Genomic DNA, 23,612 nt, shown 5'->3' with positions numbered 1-23,612 from the left:
CTAGAGAAATCTAGCACGATGTCGCCGGCTCGCCAGTAGCGCGGGCGAGAATATCTAGCGCAACCAAGCCGGAATTGCGTCGAGGCCGATCAAATCCTCGTAGGTTTTGCGCGGGCGCACGACCGCGTATTCCGGGCCCCGGACGAGAATTTCGGGGGCGAGCAACCTCGAATTATACGTGCCGGCCTGCACCGCGCCATAGGCGCCAGCCGACATCACCGCCAGAAGATCGCCGGGCCGAGGCTCGGCCATTTGTCGGGCCAGCGCCAGATAATCGCCGGTTTCGCACACCGGCCCAACGATATCGGCGGTGATTTGCGGCGCCTGCGGCGGCGGCGTTTGGATAAATTTGATGTCGTGATGGGCGTCGTAAAGCGTCGGCCGTATCAAATCGTTCATGGCGGCGTCGACGATCACGAAAGTTTTGGCCTCGCCCCGCTTCACGTAAATTACGCGCGTCACCAGAATCCCGGCGTTGCCGACGATGAGCCGGCCCGGCTCGAAAATCAGCCGGCAGCCCAGGTTGCCAAGCCGGGCCCTGACGATTTTGGCATAGCGGTCGGGGTGATAGCTGTCCGGATCTTCCGTTTCGCGGTAGGGAATGCCAAGGCCGCCGCCCGCATCGAGATGGTCGATGTCGTGTCCGTCCGCGCGCAACGCCCGCACGAAATCGGCGGTGAGTTCGAAGGCGCGGTCAAATGGGGCGAGATCGGTGATCTGCGAGCCAATATGAATGTCGACGCCAGTGACTTTGAGTCCCGGCAGGCGAGCGGCTTCCGCAAACGCCGCGCGGGCGTGGCTGATTGGAATGCCGAACTTGTTCTCGGCCTTGCCGGTCGAGATTTTCGCATGGGTTTTGGCGTCGACGTCGGGATTGATCCGAAGCGCGATCGGCGCCAAGCGGCCTTTGGCACTGGCCAGCGCCGACAAGGCATGCAGTTCCGGCTCCGATTCGACGTTGAAGCAAAGAATGCCGGCATCCAGCGCAAAGGCCATCTCGGCTTCGGTCTTGCCTATGCCGGAAAAGGTGATTTTGTCTGCGGAGGCCCCGGCTGCGAGCGCGCGCCGCAATTCGCCTCCGGATACGACATCCATGCCCGCGTCAAGCCGCGCCAGGGTCGTGAGAACGGCCTGGTTCGAATTGGCTTTCACGGCGTAGCAAACGAGATTGTCGAGATCGCCGAACGCCGCCTTGAACACTTGGTAATGGCGGGTCAAGGTGGCGCTGGAATAGCAGTAGAATGGGGTTCCGACCTCGGCTGCGAGGCGGGAAAGGTCGACATCTTCGGCGTGCATGACGCCGTTCTTCATCACAAAATGGTGCATGGGCCGGAAAGGGTCAGAGCAAGGGATCAAGCGGGGAGGGCCGGGGCGGAGCCTTTGACTGCTGCGGCGCCGCCGACGCCGGGGGGGCTGCCGGAGCCGGAACATTGGGCGCCTGGGTCGCCGGCGTATTGGCGCCCACGCTGCCGCCGGAGGTCTGCGGGACGAAGCCCGGCACTTCGGCGGCGCTTCGCGGAGCGTCATTTTGGTCTGGGGTCCCGCTCAGCGGCGCGTTTATCGGGGTGGCGCCAGGGGGCGGTTCGAGCGGCCCGCGCCGTCCGCAGCCCTGCAAAGACAGCGCGAGGGCGACGAGACAAATGGCGGCGCAGAGGTTTGGGCGAAAACAAATCACGAAGCGGCTCCAGGCTGGAGCGACACTATAGACCATGATCGTTGCAAATCTAATCGATCGTGCGTTTCCGACGCCGACGTCGCCAAATCCGCCATTTTAGACCCCAAGGCTGACTGCTTTGGGGTGTCGCCTATCTTCGCGCTCCAACACAATTTCAAAGCCGGGCTCGCCGACTCTGAATGCTTATGCGCTGACCACGGCTCCAGACTGAGTCGGTCGCCGTTGGCGATCAGCCTCCCGGACGGCGCCGCCGCCCTGCGCTATTTTTTCTTGTCGGCCGAGCCGCCCTTCAAGAGCGTCGGCGTCGCCGCGACGTCCTTCGGCTTCTCTTTTTTGGGCTTTTTGGCTTCTCGATTGCTGCGAAGTTGACCTTTTGCCATCTCAATTCTCCTTCAAGGAGGCTCGCTCGCCGCCGGCACAATATCGCCCGATCATAGGGCGTTTTGAATCAGTTCATCCAGTTTCCGGGCTAAGACCCGCATGGAAGAGGCATCGCTCACAAACCGGATCGACGGGCGTGGCAAAAGATCCCTGCGTCAGCTTGACCTAGCCCGATTGTCCGGCTTGAGCGTTATACAAGGAGTTCTGAAGCAAATAGCTCCAGCTCGGCCCCGATGCCTGCTTTAGCATATTCCATCGGTGCCCTCCGGGCATCACAAATCTTAGATGCCACCTCTTCTGCTCCGCTTTTTGTGATCATCGCAAGGGCGATTTTGCGCCGCAAACGGGCCTTTCGCACTTGCGAACAATCCATGCGCCATCCATATACCATCCATGTGGATGGAGAAAGGTCATGAGCGCCGAAATTTATCACCTGCGGGACAGGATAAACGAGAGCGAGAAGATCACCATAAACGTCGGCTACGTTGACCTTGGCCATATTGACCTTCTCGTGCGCGAGGGATTCTATTCCAATCGCACTGACTTGATCAGAACGGCGATTCGCAATCAGCTCGCCATCCACGCCGATGCGGTCAAACAGACCATCATCCGGCAGACGCTGGAGATAGGGCTTCGTCACTATAGTCGCGCAGATCTCGATGCGGTGAAGGCCGCCGGAGAGATGCTGCGCATTCAGGTAGTGGGACTGGCGATCATCGCCGAAGACGTTCCGCCCGAACTCGCCCGCGAGACAATCGAGGCGATAACCATCATGGGCGCTCTGCAGGCCAGCAGAGCGGTGAAAACCGCGCTAGGCGACCGCATCCGCTAATCACATTCAGTTTCGCACAGTTTTTTCATGCGGGATTGCTTCGCGTGGCGATATCCGGGCTGCGCCTCGAACAAAGGACTCAAGGATGAACACTATCTTCAACGCCGCCATGCGAAGGGCCGCGCAATTGACATCGCGGGAGAATCTCATGGAAGCGACGCGGATCATCCAGGACGCGCTAGGCGGAAAGAGTCAGGGCGAAGAAGATCGCGTTGAAGGTGGCGCGCTGGAGAAGCGCGCCCATGCGCCGAAAGAATCATCGTCGAAAAAGGCGCCGGCGCTTGAACTGAAAAGCGATGCGAAAGCGTCGGCGAAATTCGGCGCGCCATGGGAAGCAGCCAGCCTTGCCGATGATGGTCTGTTTTCGCGCGATGCCGTCTTTAAGTCAGTTCGCGCGGTTAGGCCCATGGGAGAGGTTCTGGAGCTGCTGCGCCACGGCGGCATGCCTAGCTTTGGGTTTGACCCGAGGCCAGCGCCTGCCGCGCCGGAGGCTCCGACTCAGGATGAGGCTCGCTTTCTAACCCGCTCCTTCACCTGCGAGGCGGGTTCGCGCGATTATAAGCTCTACGTTCCAAGCAAGACGGACCGTCGCAAGCTGCCCCTCGTCGTCATGTTGCATGGCTGCAAGCAGGACCCGGATGACTTCGCGGTTGGAACTGGAATGAACCAGCTTGCGAACGAACATGGCTTCATCGTCGCCTATCCCAAACAAACCAGCAGCGCCAATCAGATGGGCTGCTGGAACTGGTTCAATCAAAAGGATCAAATGCGGGATAGCGGCGAGCCGAGCATCATCGCGGGGATCACCCGCGAGATCATGGCGGAGTTTCGCATCGACGCCGATCGCGTCTATGTCGCGGGCCTTTCGGCCGGTGGGGCGATGGCCGCGACCATGGCCGCTACTTATCCCGATTTGTTCGCCGCCGCCGGCATCCATTCAGGATTGCCCCACGGCGCGGCGAATGATGTGGTGTCGGCGTTCGCCGCTATGCGCAGCGGGCCGAGCCCAGCCGCAACCTCGAAGTCTCCGCCTCGAGATGCAAACGTTCGCACCATCGTGTTCCACGGCGCCTCGGATCGGACGGTGCACCCGGCCAACGCCGAGCAGATCGTCGCCGCCGCGCGCGCAGGACTCAAAGGCGTTGCCGGCGAGGAGAAGCAGGAGGGCGAATTAGCAGGCGCCGCTTATGCGCGCACGATCATCCGGGACGCGAAAGGCGCGGCGCGGGTGGAACATTGGGAGATCAGCGGCCTCGGACACGCGTGGTCCGGCGGCCACCCCGGCGGCTCATTCACTGAGCAGGGGGGCCCCGACGCCTCGTGCGAAATGCTGCGGTTTTTTCTGGAGAGCCCGGCGCGGCGCCGGTGAAGGTCAGCGCCGAGCGATCATTTATCCCGCTGCGCGAATAAAGCGTCGAGCGCTTCGTCGAGCCCCCGAACCGGCACCGCGAGAGAAAGTGGTTCCCCCGCGGCGTCCTTGATCGTGAGCCGCCCTGATTTCGTCCTGGAATGGAAGCCCCGGAGCTGGTCGGCCGTCAGGTTGACGTCCGCCAGGCATGCGTCATTCAGGCAAGACTTAAATGTAAGAATGACCCCGGCCTTGTCGGGCTCGCTCGCGATCTCGACGCCGGGCTCAAGGGTCAGATTGGCGACGATGATCGCAACAAGCCGCGAGGGCTGGTCTTTCGCTCCGCGCACGAAGGCGACCTTCGCGACGGGCGGGGATTGGGTGTCGGCCCTAAGCGTCGCGTCAATTTCGCAGATTTCCTCACTGGATCCGGGAGCCGCGCCGCAGATCAGCGCCCATTCGCCGAATATTTTGGCTTTGCCGCCCGATCCGCTCGGCGGCGTCTCGGCTGGTTTCGACGCGGCGTCGGCTTGCGCGATTTGCAGCGTTTGGGACTGCGCATGCGCAATTGACGAACCAAGAAGCGGAAGAACGATGGCGGCTACAAGGCTACGGGACATCTACATCCAATCCGAAAAAACGATGGCTGCGCGATCGCCAGGGCTCGAGTCGGGTGAACCCATGGGTCTGTTTTAAAGCACGAAGTTCTCCGCAAAGTCTGCAATTTTCTGGAAGGCAAGGTCCCATTGGCGAACGCTTGGCGGCAAAGGCGCGCGCCGATCAGTCTTCGCCGGATCGCCGGCCGAAGTCCGGCTTGGCGGTTTCCTGACCTTGTTCGATGATGCCGCGCCGAATCGCCCGCGTGCGGGTGAAGAGATCGGCGAGGCCCTCGCCGTCGCCTCGCCTCACCATGCGTTGCAAGGCGGTGAGATCCTCGTTGAACCGTCCGAGCATTTCGAGCACGGCCTCTTTGTTATTGAGAAAGACATCGCGCCACATGATCGGATCCGACGAGGCGATGCGCGTAAAATCGCGGAAGCCGCCGGCGGAAAATTTGATCACTTCGGATCGCGTTACGGCTTCAAGGTCGGCGGCGGTGCCGACAATATTGTAAGCGATGAGATGCGGCACATGGCTGGTGATCGCCAGCACCAGATCATGATGGGCGGGCGTCATCGTTTCGACATTGGCTCCTGTGCTGGTCCAAAACGCGGCCAATTTCGCCGCCGCAACCGGATCGGCGTCGTCCAATGGCGTCAGAATCGTCCAGCGGTTGAGAAACACTGCGGCAAATCCGGCGTCGGGACCTGAATATTCGGTGCCGGCCACCGGATGAGCCGGAATGAAATGCACGGTCGGCGGCAGATGCGGCGTCACCGCTGCGACGATCGAGGCCTTGACCGAACCGACATCGGAGAGGATTGCGCCTGGCCTCAGATGCGCGCCGATCTCAGCTGCGATCTCGCCCATCGCGCCGACCGGCGCGCAAAGGATGACGAGATCGGCTCCAGCGACGGCCGCCGCGGCGGTATCTGCGACCTGATCGGCCATGGCGAGTTCGCGCACGCGTTTGCGCACGGCGGCAGAGGCGTCGGAGGCGATAATTTCTCGCGCCAACCCCTTGCGGCGAATGACCCGCGCCAAAGAGGAGCCAATGAGGCCAATGCCGATCAGCGCGGCGCGTTCGAAGAGAGGCTCGCTCAGCGGAGCCCCAAGACCATCAGGCACGCGCGGCGCTTCCTTGGCTGAGGAACTCTCCGAGCGTCGCCGTGACGAGACGGTTGGCTTCCTCGGTTCCGACGGTGAGGCGCAGGCAGCTCGGCAATCCATAGGCGCCGACCGCGCGGAGAATGAGGCCGCGGCTGGTCAGGAACTGGTCAGCCGCACGAGCCCTGGCATCGCTTTCGAAATCCAACAGGAGGAAATTTGCGGCGCTCGGCGTCACTTTCAATCCCATCGCGCCAATCTCTCGCGTCAGCCAGTCGCGCCATTTTGCGTTGTGGGCGATCGCCTTGTCGATGTGAGCGACATCGGCCAGCGAGGCGATCCCCGCCGCCATGGCTGCGCTGTTAGTATTGAATGGGGGGCGAATGCGGTTAAGCGCATCGCAGATCTGCGCCGGCGCATAACACCAACCAAGCCTGATCCCGGCGAGGCCGTGGATTTTCGAGAAGGTGCGGGTCACCACCACATTCTCGCGCGCCGTCACGAGGGCTTCGCCAGTCGCATAATCCGACTGCGTAGCATATTCCGAATAGGCGGCGTCGATGACGAGGAGCACATGGCTCGGCAGGCTATTGGCGAGCCGCTCGACTTCGGAGATCGGCAGATAGGTGCCTGTCGGATTGTTTGGATTGGCGATGAAGACAATTTTTGTTCGAGGGCCGACCCTGGCCAAGATGGCGTCGACATCGGCGGCGAGGTTCAATTCCGGCGCAACGATAGGAACGCCGCCAGCGGTGAGAATGGCGATCTTGTAGAAAAGAAATCCGTGCTCCGTGTAAATGCCTTCGTCGCCCGCGTCGATATAGGCGACGGCGAGAAGGTGAAGCAGATCATCTGACCCGGCCCCGCAAACGATGCGCGCCGGATCAAGGCCAAAGCGCGCGCCGATCGCCGTGCGCAAAGCTGTGGCCGAACCATCCGGATAGGTTTCGAGGCGATCGACAGCGGCTTGAAAAGCCTCCTTGGCCCGAGGAGAGGGGCCAAGCGGCGTCTCGTTTGAGGATAATTTGTAAACCTTGGCGACGCCGGGGGCCGAGCTTTTGCCCGGAACGTAGGGATCGATCCTGAAAACGCCGGGAAGCGGGCGGGGGGCCGCGGCTTCGTTCTTCGTCATGAACGCCAACTCCAAAAACAGTTCATTGCGCCGCCTCCGGGGGCGTCTGCTGACGCAGCGCTTCGGACGCATCGAAACGCGCCGCATGGCTGCCGATTTCGGCGATGTGCGGCTCCGGCGCGCCGGCGCGGATCAACGCTTCCCGCAGCGCTTCAAGGGACGCCTCGCCCGTCGTCGCTATGAGGAGGGAAAGGCCCAAGTCGTCTTTGGCGCTATCGATGATTTCGGCGGCGATCCCGTCAAAGCTGAGCGTATGACGGCTGAAAGGCGGGTCGCCCGCAATCTGTCCGAAGGTTGCGGCATAAAGCACGACATCGCGCACGGCTGCTTCGGCAAGCGGCTGCGCGATCACGAAAAGCGGCATTCCCGCTGGATGATCCGGCCGCTCCACGAAAGGAAGCCGGGCGATGATTTTCGGCGCTTGCGGATCGATGAGCCTTCGCCACCATGCCCCGGACAACGCGCCGCCCTTGACGCGCACCATGCCAAGGTCGCCGCGCGACTTGGCCACTGCGTCGATGACGCCGCCAGCATCCTGATGCACGACGTAAGGAACGGTAAAGCCGAAATGGAAACGGGCGCAATCGCGCATTTTGGCGTCGCCGCCTGAAATATCGGCGTGAACGCTATAATTCGACTGCACATAGGTGAAAGTCGAGATGATGATCCGCCAGATGCTCTCGACGGTGTCGAGCGGCAACAGCCCCTGATGGCGGGAGACGAGGACCCGCATCATGTCGGCCTCGCGGCCGGGCCGAAACGCCGAGCCGCCGCCCTGCCGCGCTTTGGCTTCGATGAGCCGATGAATGATCTCGCCGCGCTTGATCAATAGCTGATGCAGCTCGGAATCGATGCAATCGATCTCGACTCTGAGGTCAGCCAAGGTCTCCAAACGGGCGGGATGGGTCATGATCACACTGGCTCGACGGCTAATCAGCCTCTCTTAGAGCATTTTTCGACGAAGAGGAAAGAGAGCCGTCAAATCTCGCGCGGCTGCAAAAATCCGAGCTCGACCGCAGTCCAGACGATGGCGGCGGCCAGCGCGGCGTCGAGAGCTGCGACATACCAGAACGATAGGTCTTCGCTGACTCGCGGCTGCAACCAATGCGCTGCGCCGGCGAACAACGCCGCCAAAGGCACCAGCCCCGCGAGGCCGGATGGCAGGTTTCGCGCGCGGAGGCGCTTGGCGCTCAGATTGTAGAAGCTGATCCCGATGAACAGCACCGCGAAGGAATAGAAAAGAAGATAGACAAAGGTCGCGAATGTCTTCCAATCGAATAGTCGAGATCCCGCTGAGAGCTCGCGGTGGGCGTTTGGCTCCAAAAAGAGCCAAATCGCGGTAAGCGCGGCGAACAAGACGAGAAGCAGCGCCGCGCCGTCGCGCCACGTCCTGGCGTCAATTCGCCCCTGGTCGGTGCGAAACTCGAAGCGCGCCCAAGACGCCGACAGCGGCCCGCCCATCAATCCCTCAGCAATTCATTGATCGCGGTCTTCGATCGCGTCTGCGCATCAACGGTTTTTACGATGACGGCGCAATAGAGCGAGGGGCCGGGCGAGCCGTCGGGCAGGGGTTTGCCGGGCAGATTGCCGGAAACCACGACAGAATAGGGCGGAACATAGCCGATGAAGATCTTGCCGGTTGCGCGATCGATGATTTTTGTTGAGGCGGAAATAAACGTCCCCATCGAGACGACGGAGCCTTGGCCGATGATCACGCCCTCGACGATCTCCGAGCGCGCGCCGATGAAGCAATCATCCTCGATGATCGTCGGATTGGCCTGGAGAGGCTCCAGCACGCCGCCGATGCCGACGCCGCCCGAGAGATGGACATTTTTGCCGATCTGAGCGCAGGAGCCGACCGTCACCCAAGTATCGACCATCGAATTGCTGTCGACGTAAGCGCCAAGGTTCACGAAGGAGGGCATCAGGACGACGCCGGGCGCAATATAGGAGGAGCGCCGCACGATGCAATTCGGCACGGAGCGAAACCCAGCCGCCGCGTGTTGCTTTGGTCCCCAGCCCGCGAATTTTGACGGGACTTTGTCCCACCAGGTCGCGCCGTTCGGGGCGCCCGAAATCTCAGCCATGTCGTTGAGACGGAATGACAGCAGCACCGCCTTCTTCAACCATTGGTGGACGAACCAGGACTTGGGACCCTCCACGCCTTCGATCTTTGCGGCGACGCGGAGCTCTCCGGCGTCGAGCAGGCTGAGAGCTTCGTCCACGGCGTCGCGGACTTCGCCTTTTGTCTGCGCGTTGACATTGGCTCGATCCTCGAAGGCGGCGTTGATGATCTTTTCGAGGTCTTGCTTCGACATTTGTCCTGGTCTTTCGATAAAAGGGAAGTTGCTGAAGGCCTTACAAGTTTCGCTCGACCTGTTCAACGCCGCATTGCCGCCGCCCGGGCGCGGTTTACGTCTACGGTTTGCGGAGCCGGGCTTTCCGGTCCCGGCGTCGGCGACGATCTTGACCAGAAAGCCTTCAAGATCGCTGGTCACGAAGTCAATATGGGCGGGGACGACTTCACTCGTAACCTCGAACGCCTCGCGGTGATCCATCTGGCCATATTTTGGCACGACGAGGGCTGTGGTCATTCCTCTTGCATGGGGCACAATGAGATTGCGCGCGAGATCCTCGAACATCACGGAACGCGTCGGGTCGACATCGTGCTTCTCGAAGAAGCGCTCATATGTCGCCGCCTCGGGTTTTGGCGTGAAATCGGCGGCGACGATGTCGAAAATATCCTCGAACATCGCGTCGAGGCCGAGCGCCTTGGCCGTGCGCAGGGCATGGTCGCGCGAGCCGTTGGTCAGGATCAGCTTGCGGCCGGGCAGGGCGGTGATGGCGGTCGCCAGCGAGTGATTGGGAACAAGGCCGGACCGGTCGACGTCATGCGTGAAGGTGAGATAGTCCTCGGCGCTGATCGCATGCTCCTCCATCAGGCCGCGCAACGTCGTGCCATAGCGTTCATAATAATATTTCTGCAAGGCGCGCGACGACATCCCGTCGAGGCCGAAAAGATGCGCCAGAAACAGGGTGATGCGCGCATCGATCTTGGGCCAGAGATCGCTGTCCGCCGGATAGAGGGTATTGTCGAGATCGAACACCCAAATATCTTTGCCGGTAAAGGCGGCGGCCTCCGGAGCGGCGACCTTTGCCGCCCCCCCGGAATCGACGCCGTCTGGCTTTAAGCGGTTCGTTTTGCTCACCTCGTAATCAGCGTTCCCGCGCCAAGGTCAGTCAGAAGCTCGACCAGCACGGCATGGGGCGTCTTCCCGTCGAGAATGACGACGCCTTCGACGCCTTGCTCCAGGGCGTAGATGCAGGTCTCCACTTTGGGGATCATGCCGCCGGTGATCGTGCCGTCGGCGATGAGGGCGTGAATCTGATTGACGCGCAATTCCTTGATCAAAGTCTTGTTCTTGTCGAGAACGCCTGGCACGTCGGTCAGGAACAGCAGCCTTTTGGCTTTCAAGGCTCCCGCAATGGCGCCGGCGAAGGTGTCGGCGTTGACGTTAAAGGTCTCGCCATGGGCGCCCTGCGCGATCGGGGCGAGGACCGGGATGAGTTCGCGGCCGAGCACCTGGTCGAGCACGGTTGTGTCGACCTTGGAAGGTTCGCCCACAAAACCAAGATCGATCGCTTCGCTGGTCGGCGGGGCTTTGCGGGCGATCACCATATTGCCGTCCTTGCCGCAAAGGCCGATCGCCCGGCCGCCCTCGGCATTGATGAAGCCGACGATCTGCTTGTTGATCGAGCCTGCAAGGACCATTTCGACGATCTCGACCGTCGCTTTGTCGGTGATCCGCAACCCATCGGAAAATCCCGATTTAATGCCGAGTTTGTTGAGCATGGCGCCGATTTGTGGCCCACCGCCATGCACGACGACAGGATTGACGCCGGATTGCTCGAGCAAAACCATGTCGCGGGCAAAGTCGCGGGCGACCTTGTCATCGCCCATAGCGTGGCCGCCATATTTCACTACGACGATCGCTTCGTCGTAATGCAACATGTGCGGCAGGGCCTGCATCAAGATTTCGGCTTGTTCCTGAGCTTTTTCTTCTGCGCTCGCCTTGATCGTTTCGGTCATCGGTCCTCATCCGCGTCATGCCGTTGAAGCGTTCTATTCGCTTGTCGCGATAAGCTCAACGCAGGCGCGGCGTTCAGAGGCCGCGCTCGGCGAGTAATCTGGCGATTGCCGCGCGAAGCTCGGGGATGCCTTCAAAGCTCTGCGACGAGGTGAAGATCACCTCGGGAAAGGCGGCCGGGCGCTTGCCGAGCGCCTGGAGCGTGTCGGCGATCCGCTTGCTCTGGTCGGCGCCGCTGACCTCGTCCCGTTTGGTCAAAACGATCTGGTAGGACATGGCGCAACGGTCGAGCAGATCCATCATCTCGAGATCGACCTGCTTCAGGCCGTGGCGCCCGTCAACCAGCACGAAGACCCGCAGCAGCGGCGCGCGACCGCGCAGAAAATCCTGCATCAGGCCGGTCCATGAAGCGATTTTCTGCTTCGAGGCTGCGGCAAAGCCATAGCCCGGCATATCGACCAGCCGAAGCTTTGATTCTTTAACGTCGCCGCCAAGCGCAAAGAAATTAAGCTCGCGCGTGCGGCCTGGCGTGTTCGAGGTTCGCGCCAGCGTTTTGCGATTGGTCAGCGCATTCAGGAGCGAGGACTTGCCGACGTTGGATCGCCCGGCGAAGGCTATCTCGGCGGCGCCGGGAGGCGGCAATCGATCGGCCGCCGCCGCCGCCCAGATGAAATCGCATTCGAGGGCGAACAGCTTTCGGCCGATTTCGTGGAAATCGGGCGCGGCCTCCACAACCGTCGCCTCGTTATCCTGCATCAGCTAGTGGCCTTTTTTCTGAACATTCCGGCGAGATTGTCGAAGAGTTCGATTTTGACGCCGGCTCTTTTCATGATCAGGGTTTGCTGGATGATCGAGAGCGTATTGTTCCAGGTCCAGTAGATGACGAGGCCGGCGGGGAAGCTTCCGAGCGTAAAGGTGAAGATCACCGGCATCCAGGTGAAGATCTGCTTTTGCATCGGGTCGGCCGGCTCGGGATTGGCCTTCATCTGCACGAACATCGAGACGCCCATGATCAGCGGCCAGATGCCGAGCGCCAAAAAATGGCCGATCAGCGGAAGCTGCGTCGGGTCATAAGGCAAAAGCCCGAATAAAGTGAACACATTGGTCGGATCGGGGGCGGACAGATCCTTGATCCAGCCGAAAAATGGCGCATGCCGCATCTCGATCGTCACAAACAGCACTTTATACAGCGCGAAAAACACCGGGATCTGGATCAGCATCGGCAGACAGCCCGAGACCGGATTGATCTTCTCGCGCTTATACAGCGCCATCGTCTCTTGCTGCTGCTTCATCTTGTCGTCGGGATATTTCTCCCGCAGCGCGGCGATCTGCGGCGCGACCCCCTTCATCTTCGCCATCGACATGTAGCTCTTATTGGCGAGCGGGAAGAACACCCCCTTGACGATCACCGTGATGATCAGGATGGCGACGCCAAAATTGCCGGTGAGCGTATAGAGAAAATGCAGCAGCTGGAACATCGGCTTGGTGATGAAGTAGAACCAGCCCCAATCGATCAGCAGATCGAATTTCTCGATGCCGAGATCGGCCTGATATTTGTCGAGCGTCCCGGTTTCCTTGGCCCCGGCGAACACCCGGCTCGTCGTCTCGAGCAAGGCCCCGGGGGCGATCGTCTGCGCCGCGCCGACGAAATCGGCGCGATAGATGCGCGCGGCCCCCTGCGGCGCGGCGGCCGCCGAAAAGCTCGCCTCAATCGGCGCGCTCTGGTCCGGGATGACCGTGGTCGCCCAATATTTGTCGGTAAAGCCGAGCCAGCCGCCGGTTCCCTTGAAGGTTTTGGTGGCGCGCTCTTCTTTCTCGATCTTGTCATATTTGATTTCCTGCACGCCGCCATCGCCGATGACGCCGACGAAGCCTTCGTGCAGAACCGCATAATTCACCGTCGGCGGCAGGCCGTGGCGCGCCGTCAGCGCATAGGGCGCCAGCGCCACCGGTCTGTCCGAGGCGTTCTCGACGCTGTCCTTGATGGTGAACATATAGCGGTCGTCGACCGCGATCTGGCGGTGGAAGACGAGGCCCTGGCCATTGTCGAAGCTGAGCGTCACCGGGGTCTGCGGCGTCAAGGTCTCGCGATCGGCGCGCCAGAGCGTATCGGGGCGGGGCAGGACGAGGCTTTCGCCGGCGGGGGCGAGGAATCCGGCCTCGGCGTAATAGGCGTCGGGGGCGCCGGCCGGCGACAGCAGCACGATGTTCGGGCTGTTGGGGTCGACGGTCTCGCGATAGGCTTTGAGCGAAACGTCGTCGAGGCGCGCCCCTTTCAGGGCGATCGAGCCGAACAGCGCCGGGGTGTCGAGTTTGATGCGCGGGCTTGCGGCCAGGGCCTCAGCGCGGGTTTTGGGCGCAACGGCGAGTTCGCCGGGGGCGGCGAGGCTTTGCGCGCCGGGAGCGGCCGAAGGCGCATTCGGCGCTTGCGCCGCCTGCTGCAGGCCTTGCGTCTGCGCCAACTGCCGGTCTCCCGGCTTCGGCGCGAAAAAATAACTCCAGCCAACGATCACAAGGCAAGACAGCCCAATCGCCAGATAAAGATTCTTCGTGTCGCTATTCATCCGCCGCGCGCCTAATCCGTCGTCTGTCGCCGCGCCAATGCCGCCGCGGCAGCGGGTTAGTCCTGCTCTTCGGACCGTCGTCCAGTCTCGCCGCCTTCGGGCGGAGCGCCTCGACGCCGTTTGTCTTCCGGCATGTCTTTCTTGGATTTGACTGCGTCGATTTTGCCAAGGGCGCGAACAAGCTCCGCCTGCACCGCGGAAAACGCCATGCCGAGCGCCTCAATCCTCGCCACTAGCACATAATCATAGCCGCGGCGCGCGGGAAGAGGGGCAAGCCGCCGCACGGCTTCTTTGAGGCGGCGGCGAATTCGGTTGCGCAACACCGCGCCGCCGATTTTTTTTGTGACCGTGAAGCCAAAGCGTGACGGCTCGAAAGCGGGCTGTTCAATGGCGGAGGCTGCGATTCGGTCAGCCTCGTCGCGCCGCAGCGCCGCCTGCAAGGTAAAGCCGCGCGCATGAAAGCGCTTGCCTTTAGCCGCGTGGAGAAACTCCGCCCGCCGCTTCAGACGTTCCGGCGCCGCCGAGGGCTGAGGATCTTCCAAAAATCTGCCTATCCGCTGCTTCTCGCGCAAAACTCAGGCTGAAAGGCGCTTCCGGCCGCGGGCGCGACGCGCCGCAATGACCCGGCGTCCGCCAACCGTCGCCATCCGCGCGCGAAACCCATGCCGGCGCTTGCGCACGAGCTTACTCGGTTGATATGTCCGCTTCACCGTTCAATTCCTCTTAAAAATCGCTTGTGCGGCGATGAGTTGGAGTTTGCGCGCCAAAAACCCCTCGGCCCGCTTTCAACTGATTGCTTCCGCAACTCTGAGTTTACAGCAAGTGAACGTCAATCGAATCCGGAGGGGTCGGGTCTTATAATGGCCCCTGACGAACGAAGTCAATTTCGTAAGTCGCACCTAGCGTCGATTTCAATGTCGGCGCTTGCCCGCGCCGGAAATCAGCTCCTCAAGCGGCGTCGCGGCGCAGCTTTCCGGCGGCGGCTGCGCGGATCGCCGCTATATTCTCGGCATAGTGGTCCGGCCCGCCCTTAAAGATGGCCGAGCCGGCGACCAGCGTGTCGGCCCCCGCCGCCGCGACCAAAGCCGCGGTCTGCGGGTTGATCCCGCCATCGACCTCAATTCGGATCGGCCGGTCGCCGATCATGGCTTTGAGATCGGCGATTTTATCGACCGCCGAAGCAATGAACGCCTGCCCGCCAAAGCCCGGATTGACCGACATTACGAGAACAAGATCGATGAGATCGAGCACATGTTTGATGCTCGACGCCGGCGTCGCGGGGTTGAGGACGACGCCAGCCTTTTTGCCAAGACCGCGAATTGCCTGCAGCGAGCGGTGCAGATGCGGACCCGCCTCGACATGGATTGAGATGAGATCGGCCCCCGCTTCGGCGAAAGCGGCGAGATATGGATCGCAGGGCGCGATCATCAGATGCACATCGAACGGAAGCGTCGTGTGCGGCCGCAAGGCGGCGACGACAGCCGGCCCGATTGTGATGTTGGGCACAAAATGACCATCCATGACGTCGACGTGGATCCAGTCGGCGCCTGCCTCTGCGACGGCGCGAACTTCTTCGCCGAGCTTGGCGAAATCGGCGGAGAGAATCGAGGGCGAGATGACGAGAGAGGTCATTTTCAGTCCTCCTTTCCTGTGAGCTGATCGATGCCGAAAACACGGCTGGAGAGAACGTCCGGCGCATCGATGGTCATGAGATCCTCGATCTGGACCGGACCCTCTTGTTCGAAATATCGATTGGCGTGGCGCAGCCGCGCCCTGTCGAGCGCATTGCGGATGGAGCGCGCGTTGGAGAACAGGGGTTGCCGCCGGCGCGCCGCAATATAGCTTTCAAAAGCCTCCGCGCCCGCGGCGCTGAATTTATAATTTTGCGCCGTCAGCATGGTGTTGGCGATCGACATCAATTCGCCGTCGCTGTAATCGGGAAAGTCGATGTGGTGCGCGATGCGCGAGCGAAAGCCGGGGTTCGAGCGGAAGAACTGATCCATGCGGCCGGCGTAGCCGGCAAGGATCACGACGAGATCGTCGCGCTGGTTTTCCATCACCTGCAGCAGGATCTCGATTGCTTCCTGGCCGTAGTCGCGCTCGTTTTCCTGGCGGTAGAGGTAATAGGCCTCGTCGATGAACAAGACGCCGCCCATGGCTTTCTTCAGCACCTCTTTCGTTTTAGGCGCCGTATGGCCGATGTACTGCCCGACAAGATCATCGCGCGTCACCGAGACGAGATGGCCTTTGCGGACATAGCCAAGCTTGTGCAGGATCGCCGCCATGCGCAGCGCCACCGTGGTCTTGCCCGTGCCGGGGTTGCCGGTGAACGACATATGCAGCGTTGGCGTTTCCGAAACGAGGCCAAGGCGCCGCCTCACGCGATCGACGACAAGAAGCGACGAAATCTGCCGGATGCGGGCTTTGACCGGCGCAAGGCCGACAAGCTCGCGGTCGAGCTGATCCAGCACTTCTTCCGCGTGGGTCTCCTGCAATTCCCGGCGAAGATCGATGCTTTCGGGGGGCGTCAGGGGATGTTGATCCGTCGCCATGTCGCTCGCCGCCATGCCCAGCTCCCGTCATTTGCATTATTTACAGCATCGGCTCATCCAGAAGATGGGCGACGCTTCCGAAGAATCGAGGGGGAACCTATTCCGTCATCCTCAAGAAGTCCGTGTCGCGAAGGATGAAGCGCTTTAACTTCCCAAAGCCTCTCAGTAGCGCTCGCCTTCCGGCTTATCGACTGCATAGGCTTGCGTCGAGTAGATCTGCCTTCGGCCAGGACCCTCCTGGCGGACGAGCCGAAACCCCGGCTCTTCTTTTGGCCGATTGACGATGAAGGATATGCGCACGCTCTCCCAGCCATGCGAGGAGTCAAAACCCGACAGGCGGATATAATGGCGATCGGCATGGGCCTTGCGGCAAGCGTTGAGCTCGAACATCACGCCGGCGGCGTCCTTGATGTCGAACATCGGCAAATCCCACATTTCCCAATAGGTGTTGCGGGGGTGGGGATCGTCCGTATATTCGATATTCACCGCCCAGCCTTTATCGATGCAATATTGCACCTGCGACTTGATCTGATCGTCGGTCAAATCCGGAAGAAACGAAAAGCAACCCTGGGTGATGCGCATCGACTAGCCTCCTTATTCGGCCGGGGTCACGGACGGGACGAAATCAGGCGAGTCCGTCGAGGCATAGTTGAAGGAGACGTCCTTCCATACATCGAGCGCTTGCTTCAGGGGCGTGCAGGTCTTGGCGGCGTCTTCAAGAATTTGTTGACCCTCAGCCAAGGTGTCGCGGCCGCAGTTGCGCGCGAAGATCATCGCTTCGAGCGCGACTCGATTGGCGGTTGCGCCCGCCGCAATGCCCATCGGATGGCCTATCGTGCCGCCGCCGAACTGGAGCACGACATCTTCACCGAGAAGATCGAGCAGCTGATGCATCTGGCCGGCGTGAATGCCGCCCGAGGCGACCGGCATGACTTTGTTCATCGAGGCCCAATGCTGATCGAAGAAAGTGCCATGTTCGAGTTGCCGCGGATTATAGTCTTCGCGGCAGATGTCGTAATATCCCTTGGTCGTCGCGGGATCGCCTTCGAGTTTGCCGACGACGGTGCCGGCATGGATGTGATCGACGCCCGCAAGGCGCATCCATTTGGCGATGACGCGGAATGAAACGCCGTGGCTCTTCTGCCGCGTATAGGTCGAGTGGCCGGCGCGGTGGAGATGCAGGATCATGTCGTGCTTGCGGCACCATTTGGCCATCGACTGGATCGCCGTGTAGCCGATCACAAGATCGATCATGACGATGACGGAGCCGAGATCCTTGGCGAATTCGGCGCGCTCGTACATATCCTCCATGGTCGCGGCGGTGATGTTGAGATAGGTGCCTTTGATCTCGCCGGTCGCCGCCTGCGCGCGGTTCACCGCCTCCATGCAGTAGAGGAAACGCTCGCGCCAATGCATGAAGGGCTGCGAGTTGATGTTCTCGTCGTCCTTGGTGAAGTCGAGGCCGCCCTTCAGCGCCTCATAGACGACGCGGCCATAGTTGCGGCCGGAGAGGCCGAGTTTCGGCTTCACGGTCGCGCCCAAAAGAGGACGGCCGAATTTGTCGAGCCGCTCGCGTTCGACGACGATGCCGGTGGCCGGGCCCTGGAAGGTTTTCACATAGGCGACCGGAAAGCGCATGTCTTCGAGGCGAAGCGCCTTTAGCGGCTTGAAGCCGAATACATTGCCGATGATCGAGGCGGAAAGATTGGCGATTGAGCCGGGCTCGAACAGGTCGAGTTCATAAGCGATGAACGCGAAATAAGAGCCGGGCGCATTCGGCACCGGATCGACGCGGTAGCATTTCGCCCGGTACTTGTCGCAAGCGGTCAGGCGGTCTGTCCAAACCACCGTCCAGGTGGCGGTGGAGGATTCGCCCGCCACAGCCGCGGAGGCCTCGATCGGATCGACGCCATCCTGCGGCGTGACGCGGAAACACGCGATGATGTCGGTGGCGCCGGGAACGTAATCGGGCTGCCAATAGCCCATCTTACGATATTCCATGACACCCGCGGCATAACGGTTGCGCGGCTGGCCGTCATCTGTCGCGGTTGTCATATCCGGCTCTCCTTTATTCGGCGGCGGTTCGTTGCAACTCCACACGCGGATTGAGGCTGCCCGATGCATAGCGCTTCGCCATCGCCGACATCGGAAGCACCTTGATCTTTGAAGCGTTGCCGGCTGTGCCGAACTGCTCGAGACGTTGCTGGCAAACGGCGCGCATCGCGTCCATCGCGGGCTTCAGGAATTTGCGGGGATCGAATTCGTCCGGCGATGTGGTTGCGACGCGGCGGATTTCGGAAGTTATCGCAAGCCGGCAATCGGTGTCGATATTGATCTTGCGCACGCCATGCTTGATGCCGCGCACGATCTCTTCGACCGGCACTCCGAAGGTCGGGCGCATCGCGCCGCCGTTGGCGTTGAAGATGTCCTGCAACTCCTGCGGAACCGACGACGATCCATGCATCACGAGATGCGTATTGGGCAGCTTCGCGTGGATCGCCTCGACGACTTTCATCGAAAGAATCTCGCCGTCGGGCTTGCGCGAAAATTTATAGGCTCCGTGCGACGTTCCCATCGCAATGGCCAGGGCGTCGACCTTTGTGCGGGTGACGAAATCGACCGCCTGATCCGGGTCGGTCAGCATTTGCTCGCGGCTGAGTTTGCCTTCCGCGCCATGGCCGTCTTCTTGTTCGCCGCCGCCGTGTTCGAGCGAGCCCAGAACGCCAAGCTCGCCCTCAATGGAGGCGCCGACGAGATGCGCGAACTCAGCGACCTTGGCGGTGATGGCGACGTTATAGTCGTAGGAGGCGGGGGTCTTCGCATCCGCCTCGAGCGAACCATCCATCATCACCGATGAAAATCCATACTGGATCGCCGTGAGGCAGGTTGCTTCGTTGTTGCCATGGTCCTGATGCATGCAGATCGGAATATCCGGATACATTTCGATCAAGGCTTCGATCATCTTGGCGAGCATGATGTCATTGGCGTAGGAGCGCGCGCCGCGACTGGCCTGGATGATCACCGGAGCATCGACCGCGGAGGCCGCGGCCATGATCGCGAGACCCTGCTCCATATTGTTGATGTTGAACGCCGGGACGCCATATTGATGTTCAGCTGCGTGGTCGAGCAACTGACGAAGCGTGATGCGAGCCATGAACTATACCCCGTCACAGATTAAAGATAACGACTTTCAAGCCGGCCCTGTCCCGGCTTGCAGCCAATTCAAAAAAGCCCCGCCGCCTGTCGCGAGGCGACATTGCGACGATTCTGGCCGACGCTCCGCGTTTGTGGAATGCCGGTCATAAGCGCTAGGTTCCCTTGCGCTTCAACTGTACGCGCACCTCTGCGATAATCGCCTCGACGGTGATGCCGAACTTTTTATAGAGTTCGCCGGCAGGAGCGCTGGCGCCAAATGACGACATGCCTATGAAGCCATCGTCCGGGCTCAGCACGATATCCCAACTTTGACGAATGGCCGCTTCGACCGCAACGCGCGGGGCTTTGCCTACCACGCTTTGGCAGTAGGCCGCGGGCGCTGCGGCGAATAACGCGAAACAAGGCATCGAGACCACAGCGGCCCTGACGCCTTCGCCGGCAAGACGCTCGGCCGCCTCAACCGCAAGCGAGACTTCGGATCCCGATGCAAACAAAGTGACGTCGCGTTCGCCTTCCGGCTCCCGCAACACATAGCCGCCGGCCGCCGAAAGATTCTGGGCGGTGTGCGCGCGCCGGACGATCGGCAGGTTTTGCCGCGAAAGCGCGAGCGCCGAAGGCGCCTTTTCGCTGTTTAAGGCGAGCTCCCAGGCCTCGGCCGTCTCCACCGCATCGGCTGGACGAAACACGCGGAGATTGGGAATGGCGCGGAGCGCAGCAAGTTGCTCGACCGGCTGATGCGTCGGCCCATCTTCGCCAAGGCCAATCGAATCATGGGTGAGGACATGAATGACGCGAATCCCCATCAAAGCCGCAAGGCGGATCGCAGGACGGCTGTAGTCGGAGAAAACTAGGAATGTGCCGCCAAACGGAATGAAGCCGCCATGCAACGCGATTCCATTCATGGCCGCCGCCATGCCGAACTCGCGAATGCCGTAGTGAATATAGCGGCCGGAAAAATCGTCTGGCGTCACGCCTTTCACGTCGGCGGCTTTGGTATTGTTGGAGCCGGTGAGATCCGCCGACCCGCCGAGGAGATTGGGCTGCGCCGGGCTGAGTTGATCGAGCAGTTTCTGAGAGGAGATGCGCGTTGCCTGCGCCGCTCCGCCTTCGCTCGCCGCCCGCTTGAAAGCTTCGACGGCGGCGCCGACCGCAGGCTTGATCTTCCCGGAGAGATCCGCGTCGTAACGCTGCTTGACTGCGGCGTCGAGCTTGCCGTACCGCGCGATCCAGGGCGCGCGTTCGCTCGCCGCGTGAACAGCGGCCTCAGCCCAGGCTGCCTTGATATTGTCAGGTATTTCGAAAGGGGCCGCCGTCCAGCCAAGTTTGGCGCGCGCCCCGGCGATCTCATCCTTGCCCAGCGCTGCGCCATGAGCGGCGTGCGTGCCCGCCTTGGTCGGCGCGCCGTAACCAATCGTCGTCTTACAGGCGATCAACACCGGACGGTCGGAGGTTTGAGCCGCCTCAATCGCGGCGGCGACGGCTTCGGGGTCCTGGCCATCGACGCGAGAAGCCGTCCATCCAGCGGCTTCAAAGCGCGCTAATTGGTTGACCGAGTCGGCGAGCGAGACCTTGCCGTCGATGGTGATGCGGTTGTCATCCCAAAACACGATCAGCTTGGACAATTTGAGATGGCCGGCGAGCGCGATGGCTTCATGGCTGACGCCTTCCATGAGGCAGCCATCGCCTGCAACTACGTAAGTGCGGTGATCGACGATCGACGCGCCATATCGCGCGGCCAACAGCTTTTCGGCGATGGCCATTCCGACCGCCGCCGCTAGTCCCTGTCCAAGCGGACCCGTGGTGGTTTCAACGCCTACCGTGTGGCCATATTCAGGATGGCCGGGGGTCTTCGAATCGATCTGGCGGAAGCGCTCGATCTGCGCAATGTCCATCTCAGGGTAGCCCAGGAGATAGAGCAGGGAATAAAGCAGCATCGACCCATGGCCGGCCGAAAGCACGAAACGGTCGCGATCGGGCCAAGCCGGGTCGGCCGGATCGAATTTGAGGAAGCGCGTAAACAGAACCGTAGCGACATCGGCCATGCCCATTGGCATGCCTGGGTGACCGGAATTGGCCTTCTCCACGGCATCCATGGAAAGCGCGCGGATGGCGTTGGCCATCTCCGCATGCGTTGCGTTCTTTGGGCGTCTGGCGGACATATTCATTGCGTTCGTTCCGTTAGCCGTGGCGCCTGCGCCGCTCCACGAGCTGGAGGATGAAGGGGGTCAAAATCAGTTGCATCGCGAGATCGAGCTTGTTGCCGGGAATGACGATCGAATTCGCTCGCGACATAAAGCTGTCGTGGATCATCAGATGCAGATAGGGGAAATCAATGCCGCTTGGCTTGGCGAAACGGATGATGACCATCGACTCGTCTGCGGTCGGGATCCAGCGCGCCGTGAAGGGGTTTGAGGTGTCGACCAAAGGCACGCGCTGAAAATTGATGTCGGTCTCGGTGAATTGCGGGCAAATGTAATAGGTGTAATCGGGCATCCGCCGCAAAATCGTGTCCATCACGGCTTCGGTCGTATAGCCACGATCGGCGCGGTCGCGATGGATTTTTTGAATCCATTCGAGATTGATCACCGGGACGACGCCGATCTTTAAATCCGCATGCTTGGCGATATTCACCTTGTCGGTGACCACTGCGCCGTGCAGGCCTTCATAGAAGAGAAGCTCGGTGTTTTCCGGCAGCGGCGCCCAATCGGTGAAGACGCCGGGCGGGCAGCGGTAAAGCTCGGCCTCGCGCTCATCATGGACATAATGACGGGTCTTGGCCGTGCCGGTCGCGCTATAGTGGCGGAACACTGTTTCGAGTTCTTCAAGCAAATTGGCGCTCGGCCCGAAATGGCTGAAATGCCGATTGCCGTTGGCCTCCTCGTCGGCCATCACCTGGCGCATCTCAGCGCGATCATAACGATGGAACGCGTCGCCCTCGATATAGGCCGCGTTGATGCCTTCGCGGTGGAAAATCTGCTCAAAGGTGCGCTTCACAGAGGTGGTGCCAGCCCCCGACGAGCCAGTGACGGATATGATCGGATGTCTTGCCGACATGGTGTGCTTCTCTAACCGCGCATCGGCTTTTAACCGCGAATGAGGCCGCGGCGGCCAAACAGGGGAGCGCGTTCGGCGGAGACTTGAGGATCGTTGCGATAGCGCGCGATCAAACGCACGGCGTCGCATGAGCCAAAGATGAGCGGCGTGCGCGCATGAATGGCGGCCGGCACGACGTCGAGAATCGGCTTGTCGCCATCGGTCGCAAGGCCGCCCGCGCGCTCGACGATGAGGGCGATGGGGCTCCCTTCATAGAGAAGACGCAGCCGGCCCTCGGCGTAGCCGGGACGCTGATCGCCGGGATAAAGGAACACGCCCCCGCGCAGAAGGATGCGATAGGTTTCGGCGACGAGCGACGCGACCCAGCGCATATTATGATTGCGTTTCATCGGCCCTTCGACGCCCTGCGCGCAATCATCGATGAAGGCGCGAATGTAGGGCTCCCAATGCCGATAATTCGAGGAATTGATCGCGTATTCCGCCGATTCTTTTGGAATGGCCGGGCCGGACACAGCCTGGTAAAACCGGCCGTCGCTTCGATCCAGCGTGAAAATCTCAGTGACGCCATCGCCCAGCACAAAGATGATCGATGTCTGCGGACCATAAATGACGTATCCCGCCGCGACTTGCGCACGCCCGGGTTGCAGAAAATGCGCGTGAATGTCGCTTGCGTCCGGCAATGCCGGAAGGATCGAGAAGATTGTACCGATCGACACATTGGCGTCGATGTTCGATGAGCCATCGAGCGGATCGATCGCGACGACGAGATCCGCAGTCGGGTCAAGACTGAGGGGCTCGCTCATCTCTTCCGACACCATGCCCAGAACGGGCGATCGCCGAAAAGCCCTGACGAAGATGTCGTTGGCTAGAACGTCCAATTCTTTCTGGACATCGCCATCCGTATTGGTGCTGGAGCGGCTCGCGCCGAGGCGACCGTATAGTTGGCCAAGACTAATGAGATCCGACATTTCGACGGCGGTCGCGGCGATCTCGCGAAGCACTTCCGCAGCGCTTTCCAAGCGTTGGTCGGCGGCGACGCGATGGTCCAAATAGGCCTCGAAATGCTGCGCCCCGGAGATCCTCGGCATATCGACCCTTTTCATTGTCTTGCGTTTTGGCTTTA

General features: G+C 61.1%; 23 protein-coding genes and 1 pseudogene. 2 read left to right on the top strand and 22 right to left on the bottom strand.

Going from position 1 to position 23,612, the window contains the following annotated elements:
* Positions 1–54: 54 nt before the first annotated feature.
* Together lysA and WDN46_20165 are read right to left on the bottom strand one after the other, a co-directional pair.
* A complete protein-coding gene (gene lysA, locus WDN46_20170; protein MEJ0095633.1) occupies positions 55–1,326 on the bottom strand; it encodes a diaminopimelate decarboxylase in 1,272 nt (423 codons plus the stop codon).
* Between the two features lie 13 nt (positions 1,327–1,339).
* The gene (locus tag WDN46_20165; protein ID MEJ0095632.1) at positions 1,340–1,711 is read right to left on the bottom strand and encodes a lipoprotein; all 372 of its coding nucleotides are present in this window, start codon (positions 1,709–1,711) and stop codon (positions 1,340–1,342) included.
* Between the two features lie 757 nt (positions 1,712–2,468).
* Here WDN46_20165 and WDN46_20160 point away from each other — a divergent pair.
* Together WDN46_20160 and WDN46_20155 are read left to right on the top strand one after the other, a co-directional pair.
* Positions 2,469–2,888 (top strand): CopG family transcriptional regulator, encoded by a 420-nt coding sequence (locus WDN46_20160; protein MEJ0095631.1) that lies wholly within the window; start codon positions 2,469–2,471, stop codon positions 2,886–2,888.
* A gap of 85 nt (positions 2,889–2,973) precedes the next feature.
* Positions 2,974–4,257 (top strand): PHB depolymerase family esterase, encoded by a 1,284-nt coding sequence (locus tag WDN46_20155; GenBank protein MEJ0095630.1) that lies wholly within the window; start codon positions 2,974–2,976, stop codon positions 4,255–4,257.
* A 17-nt stretch (positions 4,258–4,274) separates the two neighbouring features.
* Here WDN46_20155 and WDN46_20150 read toward each other — a convergent pair whose 3' ends face one another.
* From WDN46_20150 to WDN46_20055, 20 genes and pseudogenes are all read right to left on the bottom strand, one after another.
* Positions 4,275–4,856, bottom strand: a complete 582-nt coding sequence (locus WDN46_20150) for an invasion associated locus B family protein (GenBank protein MEJ0095629.1) — start codon at positions 4,854–4,856, stop codon at positions 4,275–4,277.
* 160 nt (positions 4,857–5,016) lie between these two features.
* Positions 5,017–5,940 carry a prephenate/arogenate dehydrogenase family protein gene (locus tag WDN46_20145; protein MEJ0095628.1) on the bottom strand — a complete coding sequence of 308 codons (924 nt, stop codon included), beginning with the start codon at positions 5,938–5,940 and terminating at the stop codon, positions 5,017–5,019.
* Between the two features lie 16 nt (positions 5,941–5,956).
* Positions 5,957–7,075, bottom strand: a complete 1,119-nt coding sequence (hisC, locus tag WDN46_20140) for a histidinol-phosphate transaminase (protein ID MEJ0095627.1) — start codon at positions 7,073–7,075, stop codon at positions 5,957–5,959.
* Positions 7,076–7,097: 22 nt separating this feature from the next.
* Positions 7,098–7,985, bottom strand: a complete 888-nt coding sequence (locus WDN46_20135; protein ID MEJ0095626.1) for a chorismate mutase — start codon at positions 7,983–7,985, stop codon at positions 7,098–7,100.
* Between the two features lie 68 nt (positions 7,986–8,053).
* On the bottom strand, positions 8,054–8,536 hold the full coding sequence (locus WDN46_20130) for a hypothetical protein (protein MEJ0095625.1): 483 nt from the start codon (positions 8,534–8,536) through the stop codon (positions 8,054–8,056).
* Positions 8,536–9,393, bottom strand: coding sequence for a 2,3,4,5-tetrahydropyridine-2,6-dicarboxylate N-succinyltransferase (gene dapD / locus WDN46_20125; protein ID MEJ0095624.1), 858 nt, complete (start codon positions 9,391–9,393; stop codon positions 8,536–8,538). The genes WDN46_20130 and dapD overlap by 1 nt, the downstream gene beginning before the upstream one ends.
* A gap of 270 nt (positions 9,394–9,663) precedes the next feature.
* A pseudogene (locus tag WDN46_20120) lies at positions 9,664–10,182 on the bottom strand (pyrimidine 5'-nucleotidase).
* Positions 10,183–10,280: 98 nt separating this feature from the next.
* Complete coding sequence (argB, locus tag WDN46_20115) at positions 10,281–11,165, bottom strand: acetylglutamate kinase (GenBank protein MEJ0095623.1); 885 nt, start codon at positions 11,163–11,165, stop codon at positions 10,281–10,283.
* A gap of 73 nt (positions 11,166–11,238) precedes the next feature.
* A complete protein-coding gene (gene yihA, locus WDN46_20110; protein MEJ0095622.1) occupies positions 11,239–11,919 on the bottom strand; it encodes a ribosome biogenesis GTP-binding protein YihA/YsxC in 681 nt (226 codons plus the stop codon).
* Positions 11,919–13,727: a membrane protein insertase YidC gene (yidC, locus tag WDN46_20105; GenBank protein ID MEJ0095621.1), complete on the bottom strand. Its 1,809-nt coding sequence runs from the start codon at positions 13,725–13,727 to the stop codon at positions 11,919–11,921. The genes yihA and yidC overlap by 1 nt, the downstream gene beginning before the upstream one ends.
* Positions 13,728–13,783: 56 nt before the next feature.
* Entirely contained in the window at positions 13,784–14,269 is a 486-nt protein-coding gene (gene rnpA, locus WDN46_20100) for a ribonuclease P protein component (GenBank protein MEJ0095620.1), read from the bottom strand.
* A gap of 33 nt (positions 14,270–14,302) precedes the next feature.
* The gene (rpmH, locus tag WDN46_20095) at positions 14,303–14,437 is read right to left on the bottom strand and encodes a 50S ribosomal protein L34 (protein ID MEJ0095619.1); all 135 of its coding nucleotides are present in this window, start codon (positions 14,435–14,437) and stop codon (positions 14,303–14,305) included.
* A 238-nt stretch (positions 14,438–14,675) separates the two neighbouring features.
* Positions 14,676–15,359, bottom strand: a complete 684-nt coding sequence (gene rpe / locus WDN46_20090) for a ribulose-phosphate 3-epimerase (protein ID MEJ0095618.1) — start codon at positions 15,357–15,359, stop codon at positions 14,676–14,678.
* 2 nt (positions 15,360–15,361) lie between these two features.
* Entirely contained in the window at positions 15,362–16,279 is a 918-nt protein-coding gene (cbbX, locus tag WDN46_20085; protein MEJ0095617.1) for a CbbX protein, read from the bottom strand.
* Between the two features lie 162 nt (positions 16,280–16,441).
* On the bottom strand, positions 16,442–16,861 hold the full coding sequence (locus WDN46_20080; GenBank protein ID MEJ0095616.1) for a ribulose bisphosphate carboxylase small subunit: 420 nt from the start codon (positions 16,859–16,861) through the stop codon (positions 16,442–16,444).
* A 12-nt stretch (positions 16,862–16,873) separates the two neighbouring features.
* Complete coding sequence (locus WDN46_20075) at positions 16,874–18,334, bottom strand: form I ribulose bisphosphate carboxylase large subunit (protein ID MEJ0095615.1); 1,461 nt, start codon at positions 18,332–18,334, stop codon at positions 16,874–16,876.
* A 13-nt stretch (positions 18,335–18,347) separates the two neighbouring features.
* Positions 18,348–19,433: a class II fructose-bisphosphate aldolase gene (gene fba, locus WDN46_20070; protein ID MEJ0095614.1), complete on the bottom strand. Its 1,086-nt coding sequence runs from the start codon at positions 19,431–19,433 to the stop codon at positions 18,348–18,350.
* Between the two features lie 154 nt (positions 19,434–19,587).
* Positions 19,588–21,600 carry a transketolase gene (tkt, locus tag WDN46_20065; GenBank protein MEJ0095613.1) on the bottom strand — a complete coding sequence of 671 codons (2,013 nt, stop codon included), beginning with the start codon at positions 21,598–21,600 and terminating at the stop codon, positions 19,588–19,590.
* Between the two features lie 13 nt (positions 21,601–21,613).
* A complete protein-coding gene (locus WDN46_20060; GenBank protein MEJ0095612.1) occupies positions 21,614–22,489 on the bottom strand; it encodes a phosphoribulokinase in 876 nt (291 codons plus the stop codon).
* 29 nt (positions 22,490–22,518) lie between these two features.
* Positions 22,519–23,592 carry a class 1 fructose-bisphosphatase gene (locus tag WDN46_20055; GenBank protein MEJ0095611.1) on the bottom strand — a complete coding sequence of 358 codons (1,074 nt, stop codon included), beginning with the start codon at positions 23,590–23,592 and terminating at the stop codon, positions 22,519–22,521.
* Positions 23,593–23,612 lie beyond the last annotated feature (20 nt).

The sequence above is a fragment of the Methylocella sp. genome, assembly GCA_037200525.1.
Lineage (GTDB): Bacteria > Pseudomonadota > Alphaproteobacteria > Rhizobiales > Beijerinckiaceae > Methylocapsa.
This window is presented reverse-complemented; position numbering and strand designations above follow the sequence as displayed.